This is a genomic window from Paraburkholderia sp. BR10937 (genome assembly GCF_040965695.1).
In the GTDB taxonomy this organism is placed as follows: Bacteria; Pseudomonadota; Gammaproteobacteria; order Burkholderiales; family Burkholderiaceae; genus Paraburkholderia.
Window position 1 is genome coordinate 15,731 of the sequence record NZ_JBFRCL010000082.1, and the last position, 17,103, is coordinate 32,833.

The 17,103-nt window shown below is 66.8% G+C and carries 17 protein-coding genes; 2 read left to right on the forward strand and 15 right to left on the reverse strand.

All coding sequences use genetic code 11. From position 1 onward, the window contains the following. Positions 1–11 precede the first annotated feature (11 nt). A complete protein-coding gene (locus AB4Y44_RS38795; protein WP_368702464.1) occupies positions 12–1,418 on the reverse strand; it encodes a hemolysin family protein in 1,407 nt (468 codons plus the stop codon). 125 nt (positions 1,419–1,543) lie between these two features. Further along, complete coding sequence (locus AB4Y44_RS38800) at positions 1,544–2,305, reverse strand: HAMP domain-containing sensor histidine kinase (RefSeq protein ID WP_342918554.1); 762 nt, start codon at positions 2,303–2,305, stop codon at positions 1,544–1,546. A gap of 154 nt (positions 2,306–2,459) precedes the next feature. On the opposite strand from AB4Y44_RS38800, the gene AB4Y44_RS38805 reads away from it, so the two are divergent. Together AB4Y44_RS38805 and AB4Y44_RS38810 are read left to right on the forward strand one after the other, a co-directional pair. Further along, positions 2,460–2,801 carry an FKBP-type peptidyl-prolyl cis-trans isomerase gene (locus AB4Y44_RS38805; protein WP_116609703.1) on the forward strand — a complete coding sequence of 114 codons (342 nt, stop codon included), beginning with the start codon at positions 2,460–2,462 and terminating at the stop codon, positions 2,799–2,801. Between the two features lie 54 nt (positions 2,802–2,855). Then, on the forward strand, positions 2,856–3,659 hold the full coding sequence (locus AB4Y44_RS38810) for a helix-turn-helix domain-containing protein (protein WP_368702465.1): 804 nt from the start codon (positions 2,856–2,858) through the stop codon (positions 3,657–3,659). Between the two features lie 15 nt (positions 3,660–3,674). Here the strand turns inward: AB4Y44_RS38810 and AB4Y44_RS38815 are convergent, their stop codons facing one another. The 13 genes from AB4Y44_RS38815 to AB4Y44_RS38875 all read right to left on the reverse strand — a co-directional run. Further along, complete coding sequence (locus AB4Y44_RS38815) at positions 3,675–4,550, reverse strand: MOSC domain-containing protein (RefSeq protein ID WP_368702466.1); 876 nt, start codon at positions 4,548–4,550, stop codon at positions 3,675–3,677. Positions 4,551–4,630: 80 nt separating this feature from the next. After that, positions 4,631–5,827, reverse strand: a complete 1,197-nt coding sequence (locus tag AB4Y44_RS38820; protein WP_368702467.1) for an O-succinylhomoserine sulfhydrylase — start codon at positions 5,825–5,827, stop codon at positions 4,631–4,633. 140 nt (positions 5,828–5,967) lie between these two features. Further along, complete coding sequence (purF, locus tag AB4Y44_RS38825) at positions 5,968–7,512, reverse strand: amidophosphoribosyltransferase (RefSeq protein ID WP_342918550.1); 1,545 nt, start codon at positions 7,510–7,512, stop codon at positions 5,968–5,970. 120 nt (positions 7,513–7,632) lie between these two features. After that, on the reverse strand, positions 7,633–8,127 hold the full coding sequence (locus AB4Y44_RS38830) for a CvpA family protein (RefSeq protein WP_069261374.1): 495 nt from the start codon (positions 8,125–8,127) through the stop codon (positions 7,633–7,635). Positions 8,128–8,134: 7 nt separating this feature from the next. After that, positions 8,135–9,058 carry an SPOR domain-containing protein gene (locus tag AB4Y44_RS38835; RefSeq protein WP_368702468.1) on the reverse strand — a complete coding sequence of 308 codons (924 nt, stop codon included), beginning with the start codon at positions 9,056–9,058 and terminating at the stop codon, positions 8,135–8,137. 62 nt (positions 9,059–9,120) lie between these two features. Next, positions 9,121–10,431, reverse strand: coding sequence for a bifunctional tetrahydrofolate synthase/dihydrofolate synthase (folC, locus tag AB4Y44_RS38840; RefSeq protein WP_368702469.1), 1,311 nt, complete (start codon positions 10,429–10,431; stop codon positions 9,121–9,123). 190 nt (positions 10,432–10,621) lie between these two features. Beyond that, positions 10,622–11,494, reverse strand: coding sequence for an acetyl-CoA carboxylase, carboxyltransferase subunit beta (gene accD / locus AB4Y44_RS38845; protein WP_342918547.1), 873 nt, complete (start codon positions 11,492–11,494; stop codon positions 10,622–10,624). 169 nt (positions 11,495–11,663) lie between these two features. Continuing rightward, the gene (gene trpA / locus AB4Y44_RS38850) at positions 11,664–12,473 is read right to left on the reverse strand and encodes a tryptophan synthase subunit alpha (RefSeq protein ID WP_368702470.1); all 810 of its coding nucleotides are present in this window, start codon (positions 12,471–12,473) and stop codon (positions 11,664–11,666) included. A 53-nt stretch (positions 12,474–12,526) separates the two neighbouring features. Beyond that, the gene (locus AB4Y44_RS38855; protein WP_342918545.1) at positions 12,527–13,429 is read right to left on the reverse strand and encodes a site-specific DNA-methyltransferase; all 903 of its coding nucleotides are present in this window, start codon (positions 13,427–13,429) and stop codon (positions 12,527–12,529) included. A 21-nt stretch (positions 13,430–13,450) separates the two neighbouring features. Continuing rightward, positions 13,451–14,644: a tryptophan synthase subunit beta gene (trpB, locus tag AB4Y44_RS38860; protein WP_368702471.1), complete on the reverse strand. Its 1,194-nt coding sequence runs from the start codon at positions 14,642–14,644 to the stop codon at positions 13,451–13,453. Positions 14,645–14,721: 77 nt separating this feature from the next. Further along, the gene (locus AB4Y44_RS38865) at positions 14,722–15,402 is read right to left on the reverse strand and encodes a phosphoribosylanthranilate isomerase (protein ID WP_342918543.1); all 681 of its coding nucleotides are present in this window, start codon (positions 15,400–15,402) and stop codon (positions 14,722–14,724) included. Positions 15,403–15,477: 75 nt separating this feature from the next. Further along, complete coding sequence (gene truA, locus AB4Y44_RS38870) at positions 15,478–16,293, reverse strand: tRNA pseudouridine(38-40) synthase TruA (RefSeq protein ID WP_368702472.1); 816 nt, start codon at positions 16,291–16,293, stop codon at positions 15,478–15,480. Positions 16,294–16,309: 16 nt separating this feature from the next. Continuing rightward, positions 16,310–17,103 (reverse strand): FimV/HubP family polar landmark protein (locus AB4Y44_RS38875; RefSeq protein WP_368702473.1); only part of this gene is annotated, 794 nt, incomplete at its 5' end.

Sequence of the window (17,103 nt, forward strand, 5' to 3'; positions counted from 1 at the left end):
GCGAGGCGCGCTCAGCCGCCCTCGTCCTCGAGATCTTTCGGATACACGCGCACGAGCACGATGCGCGGCCCCTTCATTTTCTTCACGACGATGTCGAAGCGGTCGAACTCCACGCGCTGCCCTTCGGTGGGCAGATCGTTGAGCGCATGAATCACGAGACCGCCCACCGACTCCGCGCGCCCTTCGTCGATGTCGATGCCGAGCGCCTGCTCCAGCGATACCACCGGCAGGCTGCCGCGGCCCATCAGCGTGCCGTCGTCCATCCGGGTCCAGTCGGTGTCGGCCTGGTGAAACTCGTCGTGAATCTGGCCCACGAGCGCGCCGAGCAGATTGTCGAGCGTGAGAAAGCCGACCGGGCGGGCGTTCTTGTGGCCCACCAGCGCGAAATGCGGCGCGCCCTTGCGAAAGCGGCGGAACAGTGCCAGCGCGGGCGTGTCGGGCCGCACGTACTGCACGGGGCGCACGAACTTGCCGAGATCGCTGAGGGCGTTGCCCGCCTCGCGGGCGAGCAGCAGGTCCTTCAAGTGGATGAGGCCCGCCACGCGCTCGCCCGCCGCATCCTCGAACAGCGGGTAGCGGCTGAAACGATGGCGCGCCACGATCTGCATGTTCTCGCGCAGCGACAGGTCGCGGCGCAGGCCCACCATCTCGTGCGTCGGCCGCATGAGGTCCGAAATGGTGAGGCGCGAGAAGTCGAGCGAATGGGCGAGCGTGTTCCATTCGTCGGCGCTATAGGCGTTCGCCGCAGGCGCGGGGAGTAGCGGCACCGCGCCGTTTGCACTTTTTGCGCCGCGCGGCTCGTGCGTCGCGTCATGCGCCTCGGCCTGGGCGGCGGCGCGGCGGCTGCGCAGGATCAGCTTGAGTTCGTCGGTCGAATAGTGCGTGTCGTGGCCGTGCTCCGACGAAAGGCCCGCGAGACGCAGCACCGCGTTCGCGCTCGTATTGAGCACCCAGATCGCGGGATACATGGTCCAGTAGAAGCCGTAGAGCGGCATGGCCGTCCACAGCGAAATCTTCTCGGCCTGGCGAATGGCGAGCGACTTCGGCGCTAGCTCGCCCACCACGATGTGCAGGAACGAAATGACCGTGAACGCGAACACCAGCGAGATGGCGTGCACGAGCTCCGCCGATTGCACGCCGAGCAGTTCGAACACCGGCGCGAGCAGCTGCGCGAAAGCCGGCTCGCCGATCCAGCCGAGGCCGAGCGAAGCGAGCGTGATGCCGAGCTGGCACGCGGAGAGATAGGCATCGAGCTGGCCATGAACCTTGGCGAGCAGGCGGCCGCGCAGGCCGTGCTGCTGCGCGAGGGCCTGCACGCGCGTGGCGCGCAGCTTGACGAGGCCGAACTCGGCCGCGACGAAGAAACCGTTGAGGGCAACGAGCAGGAACGCCCCGATGAGGGCGAGAAACTGGATCAAGACACTTGGCTCCGAGGGACGAAGCGCTCAGTATAAGGGTGCAAGGTGGATGAAAGGTGTGGCGGGCTCAATCCGGCCCGCCGCTCACGCGGCAGTCGTTCACGTGCGACCCGGCTCGATCCCGCTCACGCGCCGCTCAGCGGCACATTCAGCACCAGCACCATCTCCTCGCCCTCGCCCACCAGCGCCGGCGCCTCGAAGCGTCCGCCATGCGCCTCGGCCACACGGTGGCACAGCGCCAGCACCCAGGCGTAGCGCCCCGCTTCCTGCTGCTCGCTCGCCTGGGCACGCGCGAACGGTTCCAGCACGTGCGCCAGCGCGCCGTCGGTGAGCGCCGCGCGCGTGGCGCGCCATTGCACTTCCAGTTGGGCGGCGGTGGCGCTCGCGCTCGCCGCGAGCGTCACGCTGGCTCCCTGAGCACTCGTTTCCGCCGCGAACACCAGCATCAGCCACAGCGCCTGCGCAATGCGTTCGCGGTCGCCGTCGAGCGTCGCCGCGCCTGTCGAGTCGTGCACGGCGAAGGTCACGCCGCGCGCATCGCCGAGTGCGGCGCGGGCGTCGTCCACGGCCTCGCCGATCAGCGCCGCGACGGCGAACGGCGCGCGCTCGATGCGCAGCTTGCGCGTCTCGGCGCGCGTGGTATCGACGAGCGTTTCGAGCAGCCGAACCTGCTGCTCCACGCCCGTGCGAATGCCGCCCAGTGCACGTTGCGCGGAGGCGTCGGCGTTGTCGATCTTGCGTTCGAGCACGTAAGCCCAGCTATGGATTGCGTTGAGCGGACTGCGCAGATCATGCGAGACGCGCGAGAGCACGTGGTCGCGCATGAACAGCGCTGCCTCGGCGCACAGGCGCGCCGTGCGCTCGGTACGATTTTGCGAAGTCGACATCTGATTCCTCGTATTTCGCCACAAGCCGGGCGAGCGGTCCCCCATTATAGGCAGCGGCTAGCGAGCAACCGGCGTGCCCGACAAGGCGCTGCCCGCCCGGCCCGGCAAAGCGCCTACAATAACGGGTCCAACCTATCCGAATCAGGAGTTTTTCATGTCTATCGTGACCACCGAATCCGGCCTCAAGTACGAGGACCTGACCGAAGGCACCGGCGCCGAAGCCAAGGCCGGCCAGACCGTCAGCGTGCACTACACCGGCTGGCTGACGGACGGCCAGAAGTTCGATTCGAGCAAGGACCGCAACGACCCGTTCGCCTTCGTGCTGGGCGGCGGCATGGTCATCAAGGGCTGGGACGAAGGCGTGCAGGGTATGAAGGTGGGCGGCGTGCGCAAGCTGACGATTCCGCCGCAACTGGGCTACGGAGTGCGCGGCGCAGGCGGCGTGATTCCGCCGAACGCGACGCTCGTGTTCGAAGTCGAGCTGCTCGAAGTCTGACGCCCGCTTGACGCATCACGGCGCTCGCCTTAATTGCAATCGCAACCGGTCATCATGAATCCGCATCACCACACTCCCGTCACCGCGCCCGGCGTCGAACTGCGCCGCTACGGCGCGATCGAGGAAAGCGATCTGCACGATTTTCACCAGATCGTGCTCGGGCTCGACGGCGAGATGGAGATGACCGTGAACGGCCGGGGCGAGCGCATCGACAGTGGTTCCGCGTGGCTCATTCCGGCGGGCGCGCGGCACGACTACATGGGTATTGGCGATAACCGCCAGCTCGTGCTCGACCTGCCCGCGGCCACGCTCGCGGTGCCCGAACGGCTGTTCGACACCGCGCGCGCGGTGCGCCTCGACCCCGCGCTCACACAGCTCGTGAGCCAGATCGCGCAGCGCGCCGCCGCGGCCGCGCCGTCGCGCGACGGCGCCGACCTGCGCGCGCGCCGCTTTCACTGGGACGCCTCGGCGCGCCTGTGCGCGGCCTTCATCGCGCAAACCGGCGTGGCAGCCGGCGCCCAGCTCAGCGCGGCCGCCGGGCTGGACTTCGCCCGCATCGATCGTTGGCTGCGCACGCATCTCGCGCAGCCGCTGCGCATTGCCGATCTCGCCGCGCACTGCGGCTTCGGCATGCGGCGCTTTCATCAGCTTTTTATCGAGGCGTTCGGCGAAACGCCGCATCGCTACCTGCAGCGGCTGCGGCTCGACACGGCGCTCACGCTGCTTGCCGACCCGCGCGCTTCGCTCACCGACATCGCGCTCGAAGTGGGCTTCGGCGACCAGAGCGCGTTCACACACGCGTTCACGCGCCGCTTCGGGCTCGCGCCCGGCCAGTGGCGCGCGCTGCCGTCACACTGAGCGCGCAGCCGCGCCTCATTCGTCGAAGCGGTATTCCCACGCGGCGCGTGCGCCCACCGTCACGTGCTTGCCCGCGCCCGTCACGACCATCGCGTTCTGGCCGAACGTGAGGCCACCGTCCACGCGCGGATCGGCGCGAAATACGGCAAGCGTGTCGAGCGGTTCGGTGGGCCATTGCGCGTCGCGCTCGCCCGATAGCTGATCGATCGTCGTGATCGGGCAGCGCGCGCAGGGCTTCACGAAACGCAGCACGATCTCCTCGCCGCCCGTTGCCGATTCGATGGCGAGCGTGTCGATGAAGTCTTCCTCGAATGCGTCGTCAATGTCGCCGACGACGATGTTCGGACGAAAGCGCGCCATCGGCACGGGCGGCGCGCCCTTCGCCGCGAGGCGCGCATTGAGTTCCGCGAGCGACGCCTCGCTCGTCACGAGAAGCGGAAAACCGTCGGCGAATTGCGTGGGCGCGTCTTCGCCGTTCGTCCACTTCCTGCTCGCGAGACGCGTCACGTCCTGCGCGAAGCGCAGCAGGCTCACCGGCGCGCCTATCGCCTGGGTGAACCACTGCGCCGCGTGATCGCCTTCGTCGAGCGCCTCGAAATCGTCGTCCCAGACCGAGGCCGGCACGCGCGCTTCGCCGCCGCGCGGCGCGAACGGCAGATGGAGCGCTTCGTTCATGCCTGCCATGGTGAGCCGCACGCCGTCTTCGACGAACGTGGGCACGATGCGCGCCATGGCGGCGTACTGGCGCTGCGTGACGAGCCGGCCGTTCTCGTCGGCGACCATCCAGTGGCGGTCCCACTCGATGCCCTTCAGGCCGAGCTGTGCATCGTCGAGCGCGATCGCGCCGCACGACTTCACGGGATAGACGAACAACGCACGAACGATAGGCATGGCGAACTCACGGGAAAGAAAAAAGGAAGTGGGCCGGGCAGCGCCCGACCCACGATGATACAACTGCTGCTTAAAACCGCTTACTGCGCCGCATCGAGCCCGCGCGCGAGATCGTTGCGCACGTCCTGCGCGTTTTCGAGGCCAACGGCGAGGCGAATCAGCCCTTCGGTAATGCCGGCCGCCGCGCGTGCTTCAGGCGTGATACGGCCGTGTGTCGTCGTGGCCGGGTGCGTGATGGTCGTGCGCGTATCGCCGAGATTGCCGGTGATCGAACAGATTTTCGTGCCGTCGATCACGCGCCAGGCATTCGCGCGCTGCTGCTCCGGCGTGTCGCCCTTCACTTCGAACGAGACGATCGCGCCGCCCAGCTTCTGCTGCCGCATGGCGAGCGCATGCTGCGGATGCGACTCGAGGCCCGGATAGAAAACGCGCTTGATGGTCGGATGCGTCTCCAGCCAGCGCGCGATGTCGAGCGCGTTGGCCGCCTGCTTCTCCACGCGCAGCGACAGCGTTTCCATGCCCTTGAGCAGCACCCATGCGTTGAACGCGGAAAGCGTCGGGCCCGCGGTGCGCACGAACGGAAACACCTTCTCCATGATGAACGCCTTCGAGCCTACGAGCGCACCGCCCAGCACGCGACCCTGGCCGTCGAGGAACTTGGTGGCCGAATGCATCACCACGTCCGCGCCGAACTTGAGCGGCTGCTGGAGCGCCGGGCTGCAAAAACAGTTGTCGACCACGAAGAGCGCGCCCGCCGCGCGGGCGATCTTGCCCACCGCTTCGATGTCGGCAACTTCGGTTAAGGGGTTCGACGGCGTTTCGAGGAAAAACATCTTCGTTTCGGGGCGCACGGCGTTCTGCCACGCGCCGAGGTCGGTCGGATCGACGAAGGTGGTCGCGATGCCGAACCTGCTGAAAATCTGCGAGAACATGGCGAGCGTCGAGCCGAAAATGCTCTGCGAGCTGACGATGTGGTCGCCCGCCTGCAGCGCGGCCATCACCACCGACATGATCGCGGCCATGCCCGAGGCCGTGGCCATGCACGCCTCGCCGCCTTCGAGCGTGGCGAGGCGCTCCTGGAACATGGTGACGGTCGGATTCGAGAAACGCGCATACGTATAGGCACTCTCGGAGTTCTTGAAGCGCTCGGCGGCTTCCGCGGCGCTGCCGAAACAAAAGCTCGACGTGAGGTAGAGCGCTTCCGAATGTTCGTTGAACCCGCTGCGCAGCGTGCCCGAGCGAACGGCAAGCGTGTCGAAGTTGAAGGTGTCGTCCATGTTCGTGTTCTCCGTGTGCTGAACAATCAGGCTTCAATCCTGCACGCGCAGGCGCAAAAAAGCCCGCTTTTGCGTCGGCAGAAAGCGGGCTTGCGGATTCGGCGGGAACGCGAGCCTCACGCTCGCGTTTGCCGAAGAGATCACTCCACCGAGAGTTGCAGGTGCAACTGCGAGCGGGAGCCGCCGTCCATCGCGTCGCTGGCGGCGTCGCGGTCCGACTGCGCCTGGGGCGCGAGGCGCGCCGTCTCGATGTTGTCGAGGTAGGTGCTCGTGATGTCGCCGGTAATGTAGTCGCCGTCGAAGCACGAAGCCTCGAACTCCTTCAACTCCGGATTGATGTCGCGCACTGCCTGCTTGAGCGATTCCACGTCCTGATACACGAGGTAGTCCGCGCCGATGATGCGCGCCACTTCGTCGTCGGTGCGGCCGTGCGCGACGAGCTCGCCGCGCGTGGGCATGTCGATGCCGTAGACGTTCGGGTACTTCACGGGCGGCGCCGCCGAAGCGAAGATCACCTTGGTCGCGCCTGCGTCGCGCGCCATCTGCACGATTTCCTGCGAGGTGGTGCCGCGCACGATCGAGTCGTCGATGATCAGCACGTTCTTGCCCTTGAACTCGATGCCCATGGCGTTGAGCTTCTGGCGCACCGACTTCTTGCGCATGGCCTGGCCCGGCATGATGAAGGTGCGGCCCACGTAGCGGTTCTTGAAGAAGCCTTCGCGATACTCCACGCCGAGCTTGTTCGCGACCTGCATGGCCGCGGGGCGCGACGAATCGGGAATCGGCATGACCACGTCGATCTTCACGTCGGGCAGCTCGCGCTTGATCTTCTCGGCGAGATAGTCGCCCATGCGCAGACGCGCGTTGTACACGGGCACGCCGTCGAGCACCGAGTCCGGACGCGCGAGATACACGAGTTCGAAGATGCAGGGGTTGAGCGTCGGCGCCGTGGCGCATTGCTGCGAGTGGAAGTTGCCGTCGAAGTCGATGAACACCGCTTCGCCCGGGCGAACGTCGCGCACGAACTCGAAACCGATGCCTTCGAGCGCCACCGATTCCGATGCGACCATCCACTCGGTGCCTTCCGGCGTTTCCATCTTGCCGATGCACAGCGGGCGAATGCCGAACGGGTCGCGGAACGCGAGCAGGCCGTAGCCGGAGATCAGCGAGACGATCGCGTACGAGCCACGCAGGCGGCGGTGCACACCCGCAACCGCCTTGAAGAGCGCGGCCGGGTCGAGCTCGAGGCCCGAGGTCGCGAGCTGCACTTCGTGCGCGAGCACGTTGAGCAGCACTTCGGTGTCGGAATGCGTGTTGATGTGGCGGCGATCCACGCGGAACATCTCTTCCTTGAGCTGTTGCCAGTTCGTGAGATTGCCGTTGTGAGCGAGGACGATGCCGAACGGCGCGTTCACGTAGAACGGCTGGGCTTCTTCTTCGCTCGACGCCGAGCCGGCCGTCGGGTAGCGCACCTGGCCGATGCCGCTGGTGCCAGGGAGGCTGCGCATGTTGCGCGTGCGGAACACGTCGCGCACCATGCCGTTGGCCTTGTGCATGTGGAACGTGCTGCCGTTCGCGGTGGCAATGCCGGCCGCGTCCTGACCGCGGTGCTGCAGCAGCAGCAGCGCGTCATAGAGGAGCTGGTTGACGGGAGAGCGGGAAACTACGCCTACGATGCCGCACATGGCAGGTCCTTCAAAAAAGCGAAATCGGTCGCGGATCACCCGGCTTCATCAACACCGGTCGAGCGCCGCAAATGGGCAGTGTTGCCGGAAAGCTGCGCCTGGCATCCGATCAGTTTCTGATCAGACGTGAACGTAGGCCGCGAGCGCCTCGGGCAACAACGGTTTCAGTTCGAGCACACCCTGCACGGCATAGGGCCGCAGCAGCGCGTGGCGCCAGAAGTCCTGCTGGGGCAGCTCAGTCAGCCCGCCGAGGACGACGAGGATCAGCACCAGCACGACGCCTCGCACGAGGCCGAACATCATCCCGAGCGAACGGTCCACACCGGACAATCCGCTCACCTGCACCAGACGGCCGATCAGTGCGTTGCCCACGCCGGCCACGAGCACCACGGCAATGACGATCAGCGCGAAGGCGATCAGCCACTGAGTGAGCGCCCCGCCCGGCCAGTTCGCCGGAATCCAGGGCACCACGTGGTCCACGTAGCGGCAGGCCACGAGCAACGCCGCGATCCAGCCGATCAATCCAAAAATCTCGCCGATCAAGCCCCGCCATGCGCCGCGCAGCGCCGACAGGCCCATCACCGCCATTACAGCGTAGTCGAATGCGGTGAACATCGACGGCTTATTCCGCGTTGGCGTTCGAGCCCGCCATCAGGCCGGCGCCGCGCACCTTGGCGATCGCCGCCGTGGCCGAGGCGCGGTCCGGGAACGGGCCCGCGCGCAGCAGCGTGCGCGTCGTGCCGTCTGCTTCCTTACGCTGTTCGGTATATGCGGGCACCCCCGCCGCTTTCAACTTCGTTACCCAATTGTTCGCCGTCGTGCCGTTCGAGAACGCGCCGAGCTGCACCGCGAAACGCGCGCCCGGAGGCGCCGCCGGCTTGCCGGATTCGGTTTTCGCGCCGTTGCTGTCGCTGCTGTCAGCCGTGTCGTTTGCGGCCGTCGTCGGCTTGCTGTTCGCGGCGACGGCCGTGCTGGCCGGCGCGGCCGGTTTGGCAGCGGGCTTCGGCGTCTGGGCGGTTTGCGTCGACTGGGCGGGAGCGGCTGCCGCCTGAGCGGGCTTTTTGGCAGCCGTTGCCGGCGTGTTGTCCGTGCTTTGGGCGCTCTGCGCGGCCGCAGCGCCCGAAGCGGCCGCGAGACCCGACGCGCCAGGCGTCGCTTCAGCGGCTGCGGGATTGTCGGGGGCGACGCCGGCTTGCGTGTCTTCGGCGTCGCGCTGGCGCGCGGCGGCCTTGTCGGCCGGGCGGCTCGGAATGTCGATGGCGATGTCGTCGGTGACGGGCTTCGGGTGCGAATCGAGCACCATCGGCAGGATCACGATGGCCGCGAGCACCAGCGCGATCGCGCCGACGAGACGGCGGCGCGCGCGTTGCTTTTCAGGGAGTGTGGGGTCGAGCAGCATCGCCTCGGCGTCGCCCGACCGGTCCGGCCGGCGGCTGCGCCGCTCCACGCGCGCGCTTTGATTGCTGCGCCGGCTGGAGCCGGACTCGGTGCCGCGCCGGCGGGGCGCGTCAGCTTCATCTTTCTTGCCGAACGAGAAAATTCCCATGTATGGCTTGCTGTTGGCCTACCTGGCCTGTCTTACGTGGGCGGCGTGCGGGTGCCGGGCGGTCAGTGTTGCTGCGACTTTCGCCAGGCCATGACCCCGGCAACCGTCAGAAAACTTCCGAAAACAAGAATTCTATCATTTTCGGTCGCACGTTTTAGCGCATCTTGGAAGCCGGCAGCGGGATTTTCGTAGCGCGTGACACTGCTATCGGCGCCGTCCGTCACGCCCGCTTCGCGCAGCACTTCTTCGAGCTGCCCGGCCGTGGCCGCGCGCGGCAGCGGCAGATCGGTCACGCACCAGTGGTCGATCTCGCCCTTCAGATGCTCGATCACGCCCGCGATGTCCTTGTCGCGCATCGCGCCGAACACCGCGTAGGTGTACGGGAAATAGCCCATGCTGCCGAGGTTTTGCGCGAGCACGGCCGCCGCGTGCGGATTGTGGCCGACGTCGAGGATGATCGACGGCTTGCCCGGCAGCACCTGGAAGCGCCCCGGCAATTCGACGTTGGCGAGCCCGAGGCGGATGTCCTGAGCGGATACCGGCAGGCGGTCGCGCAGCGACTCGAGGCCCGCGAGCGCCGCCGAGGTGTTGATCAGCTGGTTCGCGCCGCGCAGCGCCGGATAGGCGAGCGCCGAGCGCCGCATCGTCGGGCCCACGTAGCTCCACTGCTGACGTTCGTTGCCGGGCTGCCCTTCGTAGCGGAAATCGCGACCGAAGAGCCACAGTTCGGCGCCGATCGCCTCGGCATGGTCGATGAGCGACTGCGGCGCCATCGGGTCGGCGCAGATCGCGGGCTTGCCCGCACGGAAGATGCCGGCCTTCTCGAACGCGATCTTCTCGCGCGTGTCGCCGAGGTATTCCGTGTGATCGAGGTCGATGCTCGTGATGATCGCGCAGTCGGTGTCGAGCACGTTGACGGCGTCCAGACGCCCGCCCAGACCCACCTCGAAGATCACGGCGTCGAGCCCGCGCGAGGCGAACAGATGCATGATCGCGAGCGTCGTGAACTCGAAGTACGTGAGCGTCACGGGCGTGGCGAGCGAATTGCGCGCGGCTTCCACGGCCTCGAAGTGCGGCAGCAGTTCGGCGTCGCTGGCCTGCTGGCCGTCCACGCGCGCGCGCTCGTTGAACTCGAGCAGATGCGGCGAGGTGTGGCAGCCCACGTGATAGCCCGCCTTGAGCAAGATCGTTTCGAGAATCGCGCAGGTCGAGCCCTTCCCGTTCGTGCCGCCCACCGTGATGATCGGGCAGTCGAACTCGAGGTCCAGCGCGTCCTTCACCTGACGGATGCGGTCCAGCCCCATGTCGATGCCGACCGGATGCGCAGTTTCGAGGTGCGTGAGCCACGCGTCGAGGGTGGGAAAGGTACTCATCAGGATAGAAATTGCCAGGTGCTGCGCGTGAGACGCCGCCAACGGCGGCGGGTTCACGCGAATGATCCGCTTCGAAAGAACGGCATTATCGCGGAAATGACAACGCGCCGCTTGCTTTCGCTCGCGGCGCGTCGGGTAAAGCGTTGCGGCTTGCGGCGCACGCAGCGCCGCAGATCGCTCAAAACAAGGATCAAGCCACCGCGTCGGCGGGCTGACGCTGCAGCAGCGCCAGCATTTGCGCGATTTCGTCGCGCAGCTTGCGGCGGTCCACGATCATGTCGATCGCGCCCTTCTGCAGCAGGAATTCGGCACGCTGGAAGCCTTCCGGCAGCTTTTCGCGCACGGTCTGCTCGATCACGCGCGGGCCGGCAAAGCCGATCAGCGCCTTCGGCTCGGCGATCACCACGTCGCCAAGGAACGCGAAGCTCGCCGAAACGCCGCCCATCGTCGGGTCGGTCAGCACGGAGATGAACGGCAGTTTGGCCTCGGCCAGCTTGGTCAGCATGGCCGTGGTCTTGGCCATCTGCATGAGCGACAGCAGGCTTTCCTGCATGCGCGCGCCGCCCGATGCCGTGAAGCAGATGAACGGCACTTGCTGCTCGAGCGCGTTTTGCGCGCCGCGCGCGAAGCGCTCGCCCACTACCGAGCCCATCGAGCCGCCCATGAACGAGAACTCGAAGCAGGCCACCACCACGGGCAGCGTGCGGATCGCGCCGCCCATCACCACCATGGCGTCGGTTTCGCCGGTTTCGTCCATCGCCTCTTTCAGGCGGTCCGGGTACTTGCGGCTGTCCTTGAACTTGAGCGCGTCGACCGGCACGATCTCCTGGCCGATCTCGTAGCGGCCTTCCGGATCGAGCAGGCCGTCAAGACGCTCGCGCGCATTGATGCGCATGTGATGATCGCACTTCGGGCAGACATGGAGATTCGCCTCGACGTCGTTGCGGTACAGAACCGCTTCGCACGACGGGCACTTGATCCACAACCCTTCCGGAATGCTCTTGCGGCTTTTCGGATCGGTTTGCTTGATCTTGGGCGGCAGCAGTTTATCGAGCCAGCTCATTGATGTTCCTTCCTTGACCTTCGTGATGCGCGGGCGCGGCGGATCGTTTCATCGTCCGATCGGTAAAACCGACCGGGTCTAGCCAGACCGGGTTCGACCCCGACCGCGCATGGCGAAAAGTGGATTTTACAGCAGTCTCGACTCTAGCCAACTACGGCAGCCTGCAGCCCTATGCGACGGAGACTTCGTCCAGCGCCGCGCGAATGCCCGTGATGAACTGCGTGAGCGTGTCGGCGGCCGTCTCCGGCGCGGCCTGTTCGAGCAGTTGAACGATACGGCTGCCGATCACGACGGCGTCCGAAACCTGCGCGACGGCAGCAGCCGTTTGCGCGTCGCGAATGCCGAAGCCCACGCCCACGGGCAGCGAGACATGCTTCTTGATCGCCGGGATTTTACCCGCGATGCTCGAAACGTCCAGATTCGCGGCGCCCGTCACGCCCTTGAGCGAGACGTAGTAAACATAGCCGCTCGCGGCGCGCCCCACTTCGGCGATGCGCTCATCGGTCGACGTCGGCGCGAGCAGGAAAATCGGATCGATGTCGGCGGCCTTCATCTTCGCCGCGAACTCGACCGACTCCTCGGGCGGATAGTCCACCACGAGCACGCCGTCCACGCCCACTTCCTTCGCGGCCTGCGCGAACGCATCGGCGCCCATGCGCTCGATGGGGTTCGCGTAGCCCATCAGCACGACGGGTGTCTTGTCGTCGGTTTCGCGAAAGCGCTTCACGTCGGCGAGCACGCTCTTGAGCGTCACGCCCTTCTCGAGCGCGCGTTCGGACGACTGCTGGATCACGGGGCCATCGGCCATCGGGTCGGAAAACGGCACGCCCAGCTCGATGACATCGGCGCCGCCGGCGGCCAGCGCGTGCATGAACTCGACGGTGCGCGCGGGATCGGGGTCGCCGGCCGTCATGAACGGGATCAGGCCTTTGCGGCCTTGGGCGGCGAGCGCCTCGAACGTGGTCTTGATACGGGACATTTCAGGGTCCTCAATTTTCAGGCGTTACTGCGCGTGGGTCCGGCGGCGGCGCATCAGGCGCCGGCCGCAACGGCGCTTGCGGCGGCCGCGCTGACGCGTTCGCGCGCGATCGCGCAGTAACTTTCGTTAATTTCATAGCCGACGAATTCGCGCTGCTGACGTGCGCAAGCCACTGCCGTGGTGCCGCTCCCCATGAACGGGTCCAGCACGCGGCCGCCCGGCGGGCAGCTCGCGAGCACCATGCGCTCGACGATTTCCAGGGGCTTCTGGGTGGGATGATCCACGCGCTCCGCGTGCTGGCGATGCAGCCGCGAGACGGACCAGACGTCCTTGGGGTTGTAGCCGAGCTCCAGCCACCTGCTACCTTCGAATATTTTCCGCGAACGCGCCTTCTTCGTGGCGGCATCATACGGGATGCGGACGGGATCGAGGTCGAAGTAGTAATTCTTCGAGACCGCGAAGAAACCGATGTTGTCGTGCACCGAGGTAAAGCGGCGCGTCGTGCCACCCATGCTGGGTACGCGACGATCCCAGACGATCTCGTTGATCATCGTGAGTTTCGACTTGAGATAGACGAAGATCTCGGGCGCGTACTGCCACGTGCAGAACACGTAGAGCGAGCCCGTGGGCTTGAGCTTCGGAATCGCCAGGTCGAGCCATTCATACGTCCAGGCGAGGAAGTTCTCGCCCGAGCGCATGTCGGAGTCGTTGCCGTAGTCCTTGCCGAGCCCGTAGGGCGGGTCGGCGACGATCAGGTCGATCGAGGCATCGGGCAGGCTGGCTGCATCGGTCAGAAAATCGCGGTTCAGGAGCCGGATGGTTTCCGGCACCGTGGCGAGTGCGGGTAACTCGGCGGCCGCGTTGGCGACCGCCTCCGCGGCCTCCAGTGCAGCCGCTTCGGCGTTCGCCTCACCCACGGGCGCCTGCATCTGCGGCTCGTCGAACTCGTCACGCATCGCTTGTGTCGCTCCGGGCGCTCAGAACTGGATGCCCGATCGCTCAGCGACCGTGTGCATGTCCTTGTCGCCGCGGCCCGACAGGTTCACCAGCAGGATTTTCTCCTTCGGCAACGTCGGTGCGAGCTTCGCCGCGTACGCGAGCGCGTGGCTCGATTCGAGCGCGGGAATGATGCCTTCGATGCGACAGCAGTCATGGAAGCCCTTGAGCGCTTCCTCGTCGTCGATCGTGACGTACTGCGCGCGGCCGCTGTCCTTGAGCCACGCGTGCTCGGGACCGACGCCCGGATAGTCGAGGCCCGCCGAAACCGAATGCGTCTCGATGATCTGCCCGTTGTCGTCCTGCAGCAGGTAGGTGCGGTTGCCGTGCAGCACACCCACGGTGCCCGCCGCGAGCGAGGCGGCGTGACGGCCCGTTTCCATGCCGTCGCCGGCAGGCTCGACGCCGATCAACTGCACCGAAGTGTCGTCGATATACGGGTAAAAGATCCCCATCGCGTTCGATCCGCCGCCCACGCAGGCGATCACGGAGTCGGGCTGGCGGCCCGTCATTTCGGGCATCTGCACGCGGCATTCGTCGCCGATCACGCGCTGGAAGTCGCGCACCATCATCGGGTACGGGTGCGGGCCCGCCACGGTGCCGATGATGTAGAAGGTGTTTTCGACGTTGGTGACCCAGTCGCGCATGGCTTCGTTGAGCGCGTCCTTGAGCGTGCGCGAGCCCGACTCGACCGGCACCACGGTCGCGCCCAGCAGCTTCATGCGGTAGACGTTGGCGGCCTGGCGGCGCACGTCCTCGGCGCCCATGTAGACCACGCACTCCATGCCGAAACGCGCCGCGATCGTTGCCGTCGCCACGCCGTGCTGGCCCGCACCGGTTTCGGCGATCACGCGCGGCTTGCCCATGCGCTTGGCGAGCAGCGCCTGGCCGATCACGTTGTTCACCTTGTGTGCGCCGGTGTGATTCAGGTCTTCGCGCTTGAGATAGATCTGCGCGCCGCCCAGCAGCTCGCTCCACCGCTGTGCGTGATAAATCGGCGACGGCCGGCCGACAAAATGCTTCAACTCGCGCTCATATTCGGCGCGGAAGTCGGGATCGCCCTTGAATTTCGCGTAGGCGTCGCGCAGCTCGTCGATCGCCTGCATGAGGGTTTCGGCAGCGAATACGCCGCCATAAGGGCCAAAATGGCCGCGTTCATCTGGCAAATTGTACATAAGTCACTCGCTCGGCCGGGCTTGGAAGGACCCGCGTTGCGCGGGCCGTGCCGGCCAAAGGGGCATCCGCCCCGGATTCATCCCGCGTCCGCTTCGCGCACTGCGCGCACGAACGCCGCCATGCGGGCGTGATCCTTCACGCCCTTTGCGCCCGGCACTTCGATGCCACTGGAGACATCGACAGCGAACGGACGCACCTGGCGAATCGCATCACCGACGTTTTGCGCGTTCAAGCCACCACTCAAAACGGCCCGACGCGCGAGCCCTGCGGGAATAAGTGACCAATCGAAGACCTTTCCGCCGCCGCCGTAACCTTCGACATGGGTGTCGAACAACAGGCCGCTGGCTGATGAATAACGATTAGCCGATTCTATCAAATCGGCCTGCTGAGTATCGGCCGCCACCCGCAGCGCGCGCAACCAGGGCAAACCGGCAACGGAAGCCAGCGACTCGCACTGCTCGGGCGTTTCGTCGCCGTGGAACTGCAGCATGGTGAGCGAGACATTGCTCGCCACTTCGCTCATCCACTGCGGCGTGGCGTTCACGAAGAGGCCCACGACCGAGACGAACGGCGGCAGGTCGTGCGTAAGTTCGACCGCCTGCGCCACGCTTACCGAACGCGGGCTCGGCGGATAGAACACGAAACCGACGGCGTCGGCGCCCAGGTCGATGGCGTGCGCAACCGCCTCGGGCGTCGAAAGTCCGCACAGCTTGATGCGGGTGCGGTGCGCGGGGGCGAGTTGCTCGGCTGACGTCATGGTTCTGGATGCGGTGTTGGTCTGGATGATTCAATCGCAACGTATTTGCTGGCGCGATTCGCGGTGCGGGCCGCTTCAGGCACGGCCTTCGGGCGCGTCGCTCCAGATCGCGCTCCACGGCACGCTCGCGGTATGCGGCGCGGGTACCGCGAACTCATCAGGATAGCCTACCTGGGCGAGATAGAGGCCATCGGGCATGAAGGTCGGCGCGGCGAAGGTGCGGTCGCGGCCCGCCAGCACCTCGGCCATCCACGCGGCCGGATAGCGCCCTCGCCCCACGGCCACGAGGCAACCCATGAGGTTGCGCACCATGTGGTGCAGAAACGCGTTGGCGCGAAAGCGGAAGTGGATGAAGTCGCCCTGCGGCCGGATGTCGATCTGGTACAGATGCTTCACGGGCGTCTTCGCCTGGCACTCCGACGAGCGAAACGACGAAAAATCGTGCTCGCCGATGAGGTGCGCCGCCGCCTCGCGCATGGCGTCGACGTCGAGCGGCGTGTGGATCCAGCCTGCGCGGGCCGCCAGCATCGGCGAGCGCACGGGGTTCACGTAGAGCACGTAGTAGTAGGTGCGCTCGAACGCGGCGAAGCGCGCGTGGAACGCCTCGGGCATCGGCTTGGCCCACTGGACGGCCACCGTGGAGGGCAGGAACGCGTTGGTGCCGCGCACCCACGAAAACGGCGTGCGGTCGAGATCGGTGTCGAAATGCACCACCTGGCCGAGTCCGTGCACGCCCGTGTCGGTGCGGCCCGCGACGATGGTGGACAGCGGCACGGTGGCGAACTCGCGCAGCGCGCGCTCGAGCGCGTCCTGCACCGTCTTGCCGTGCGGCTGTGACTGCCAGCCGCAGAACGCGGCGCCGTCGTACTGGATTCCTAGCGCGATACGCATACGGCCTGCGGCAGCGTCACGAAAGCGGCGCGAGCGTCGACAGCAGCGCCTGCGCGTCGCTGCGCGTGGCGGGGTCGTTCGACTCGATCACTTCGTTGATCAGCGAGCGGGCGCCGGATACGTCGCCCAGCGCGATGTATTCGGGCGCAAGGTCGAGCTTGTTGCGCGCGATGCGCGCGAGCTGCTCGGGCGTGAAGACCGGCAGCGGCTCGGCCGAATCGGGCGGCAGGTTCAGGTCGAAGTCGAGCGTGAGCGCGCCAAAGCGCGGCGCGCCGAGGCCCGCGAGCGCACCTGCGCCCGCCGTACCCGCCTCGATGGCCTGACCCGCCAGCGGCGGAGGCGGCTCGAAGAACGGCGACGCGAGACGCGCCGACGCCTCGGGCGTGGATGCCGGCTTGGTCGAAAGCGGCGCCGCGGGCATGACCGGCTCCCCGATGCGCGGCGGCAGGGGCAGGTCGAGGCCGCCCAGCGCTGCTACTGCATCTTGCGGGAACGCGATCGGGACCTCGGCGTAGCTCATGTCTTCTGCGGTGACTGCGGGTACTGACGGAATTTCAGGTGCGGTAAGCGGCGCCGGCGGGCGCTCGAAGGCTTCGGTGATGGGCGGCGTCGCGACGGGCGGCTCGGCCTGCGGCGCCTGCTCGGCCTGCGGTGCGCCGTCGCCGACGTCGAGCGCGATATCGGGCGTAGCGGGCCTTTCGGCGTGCGCCGGTTCTTCCAGCGTGCGCGCCAGCGCTTCGGCGTCTTCGGCGGCGCGCGGCGCGCCGAGACTGTCGGGCGGCAGCGCATCCGCGCCCAGTTCCGCCGCGG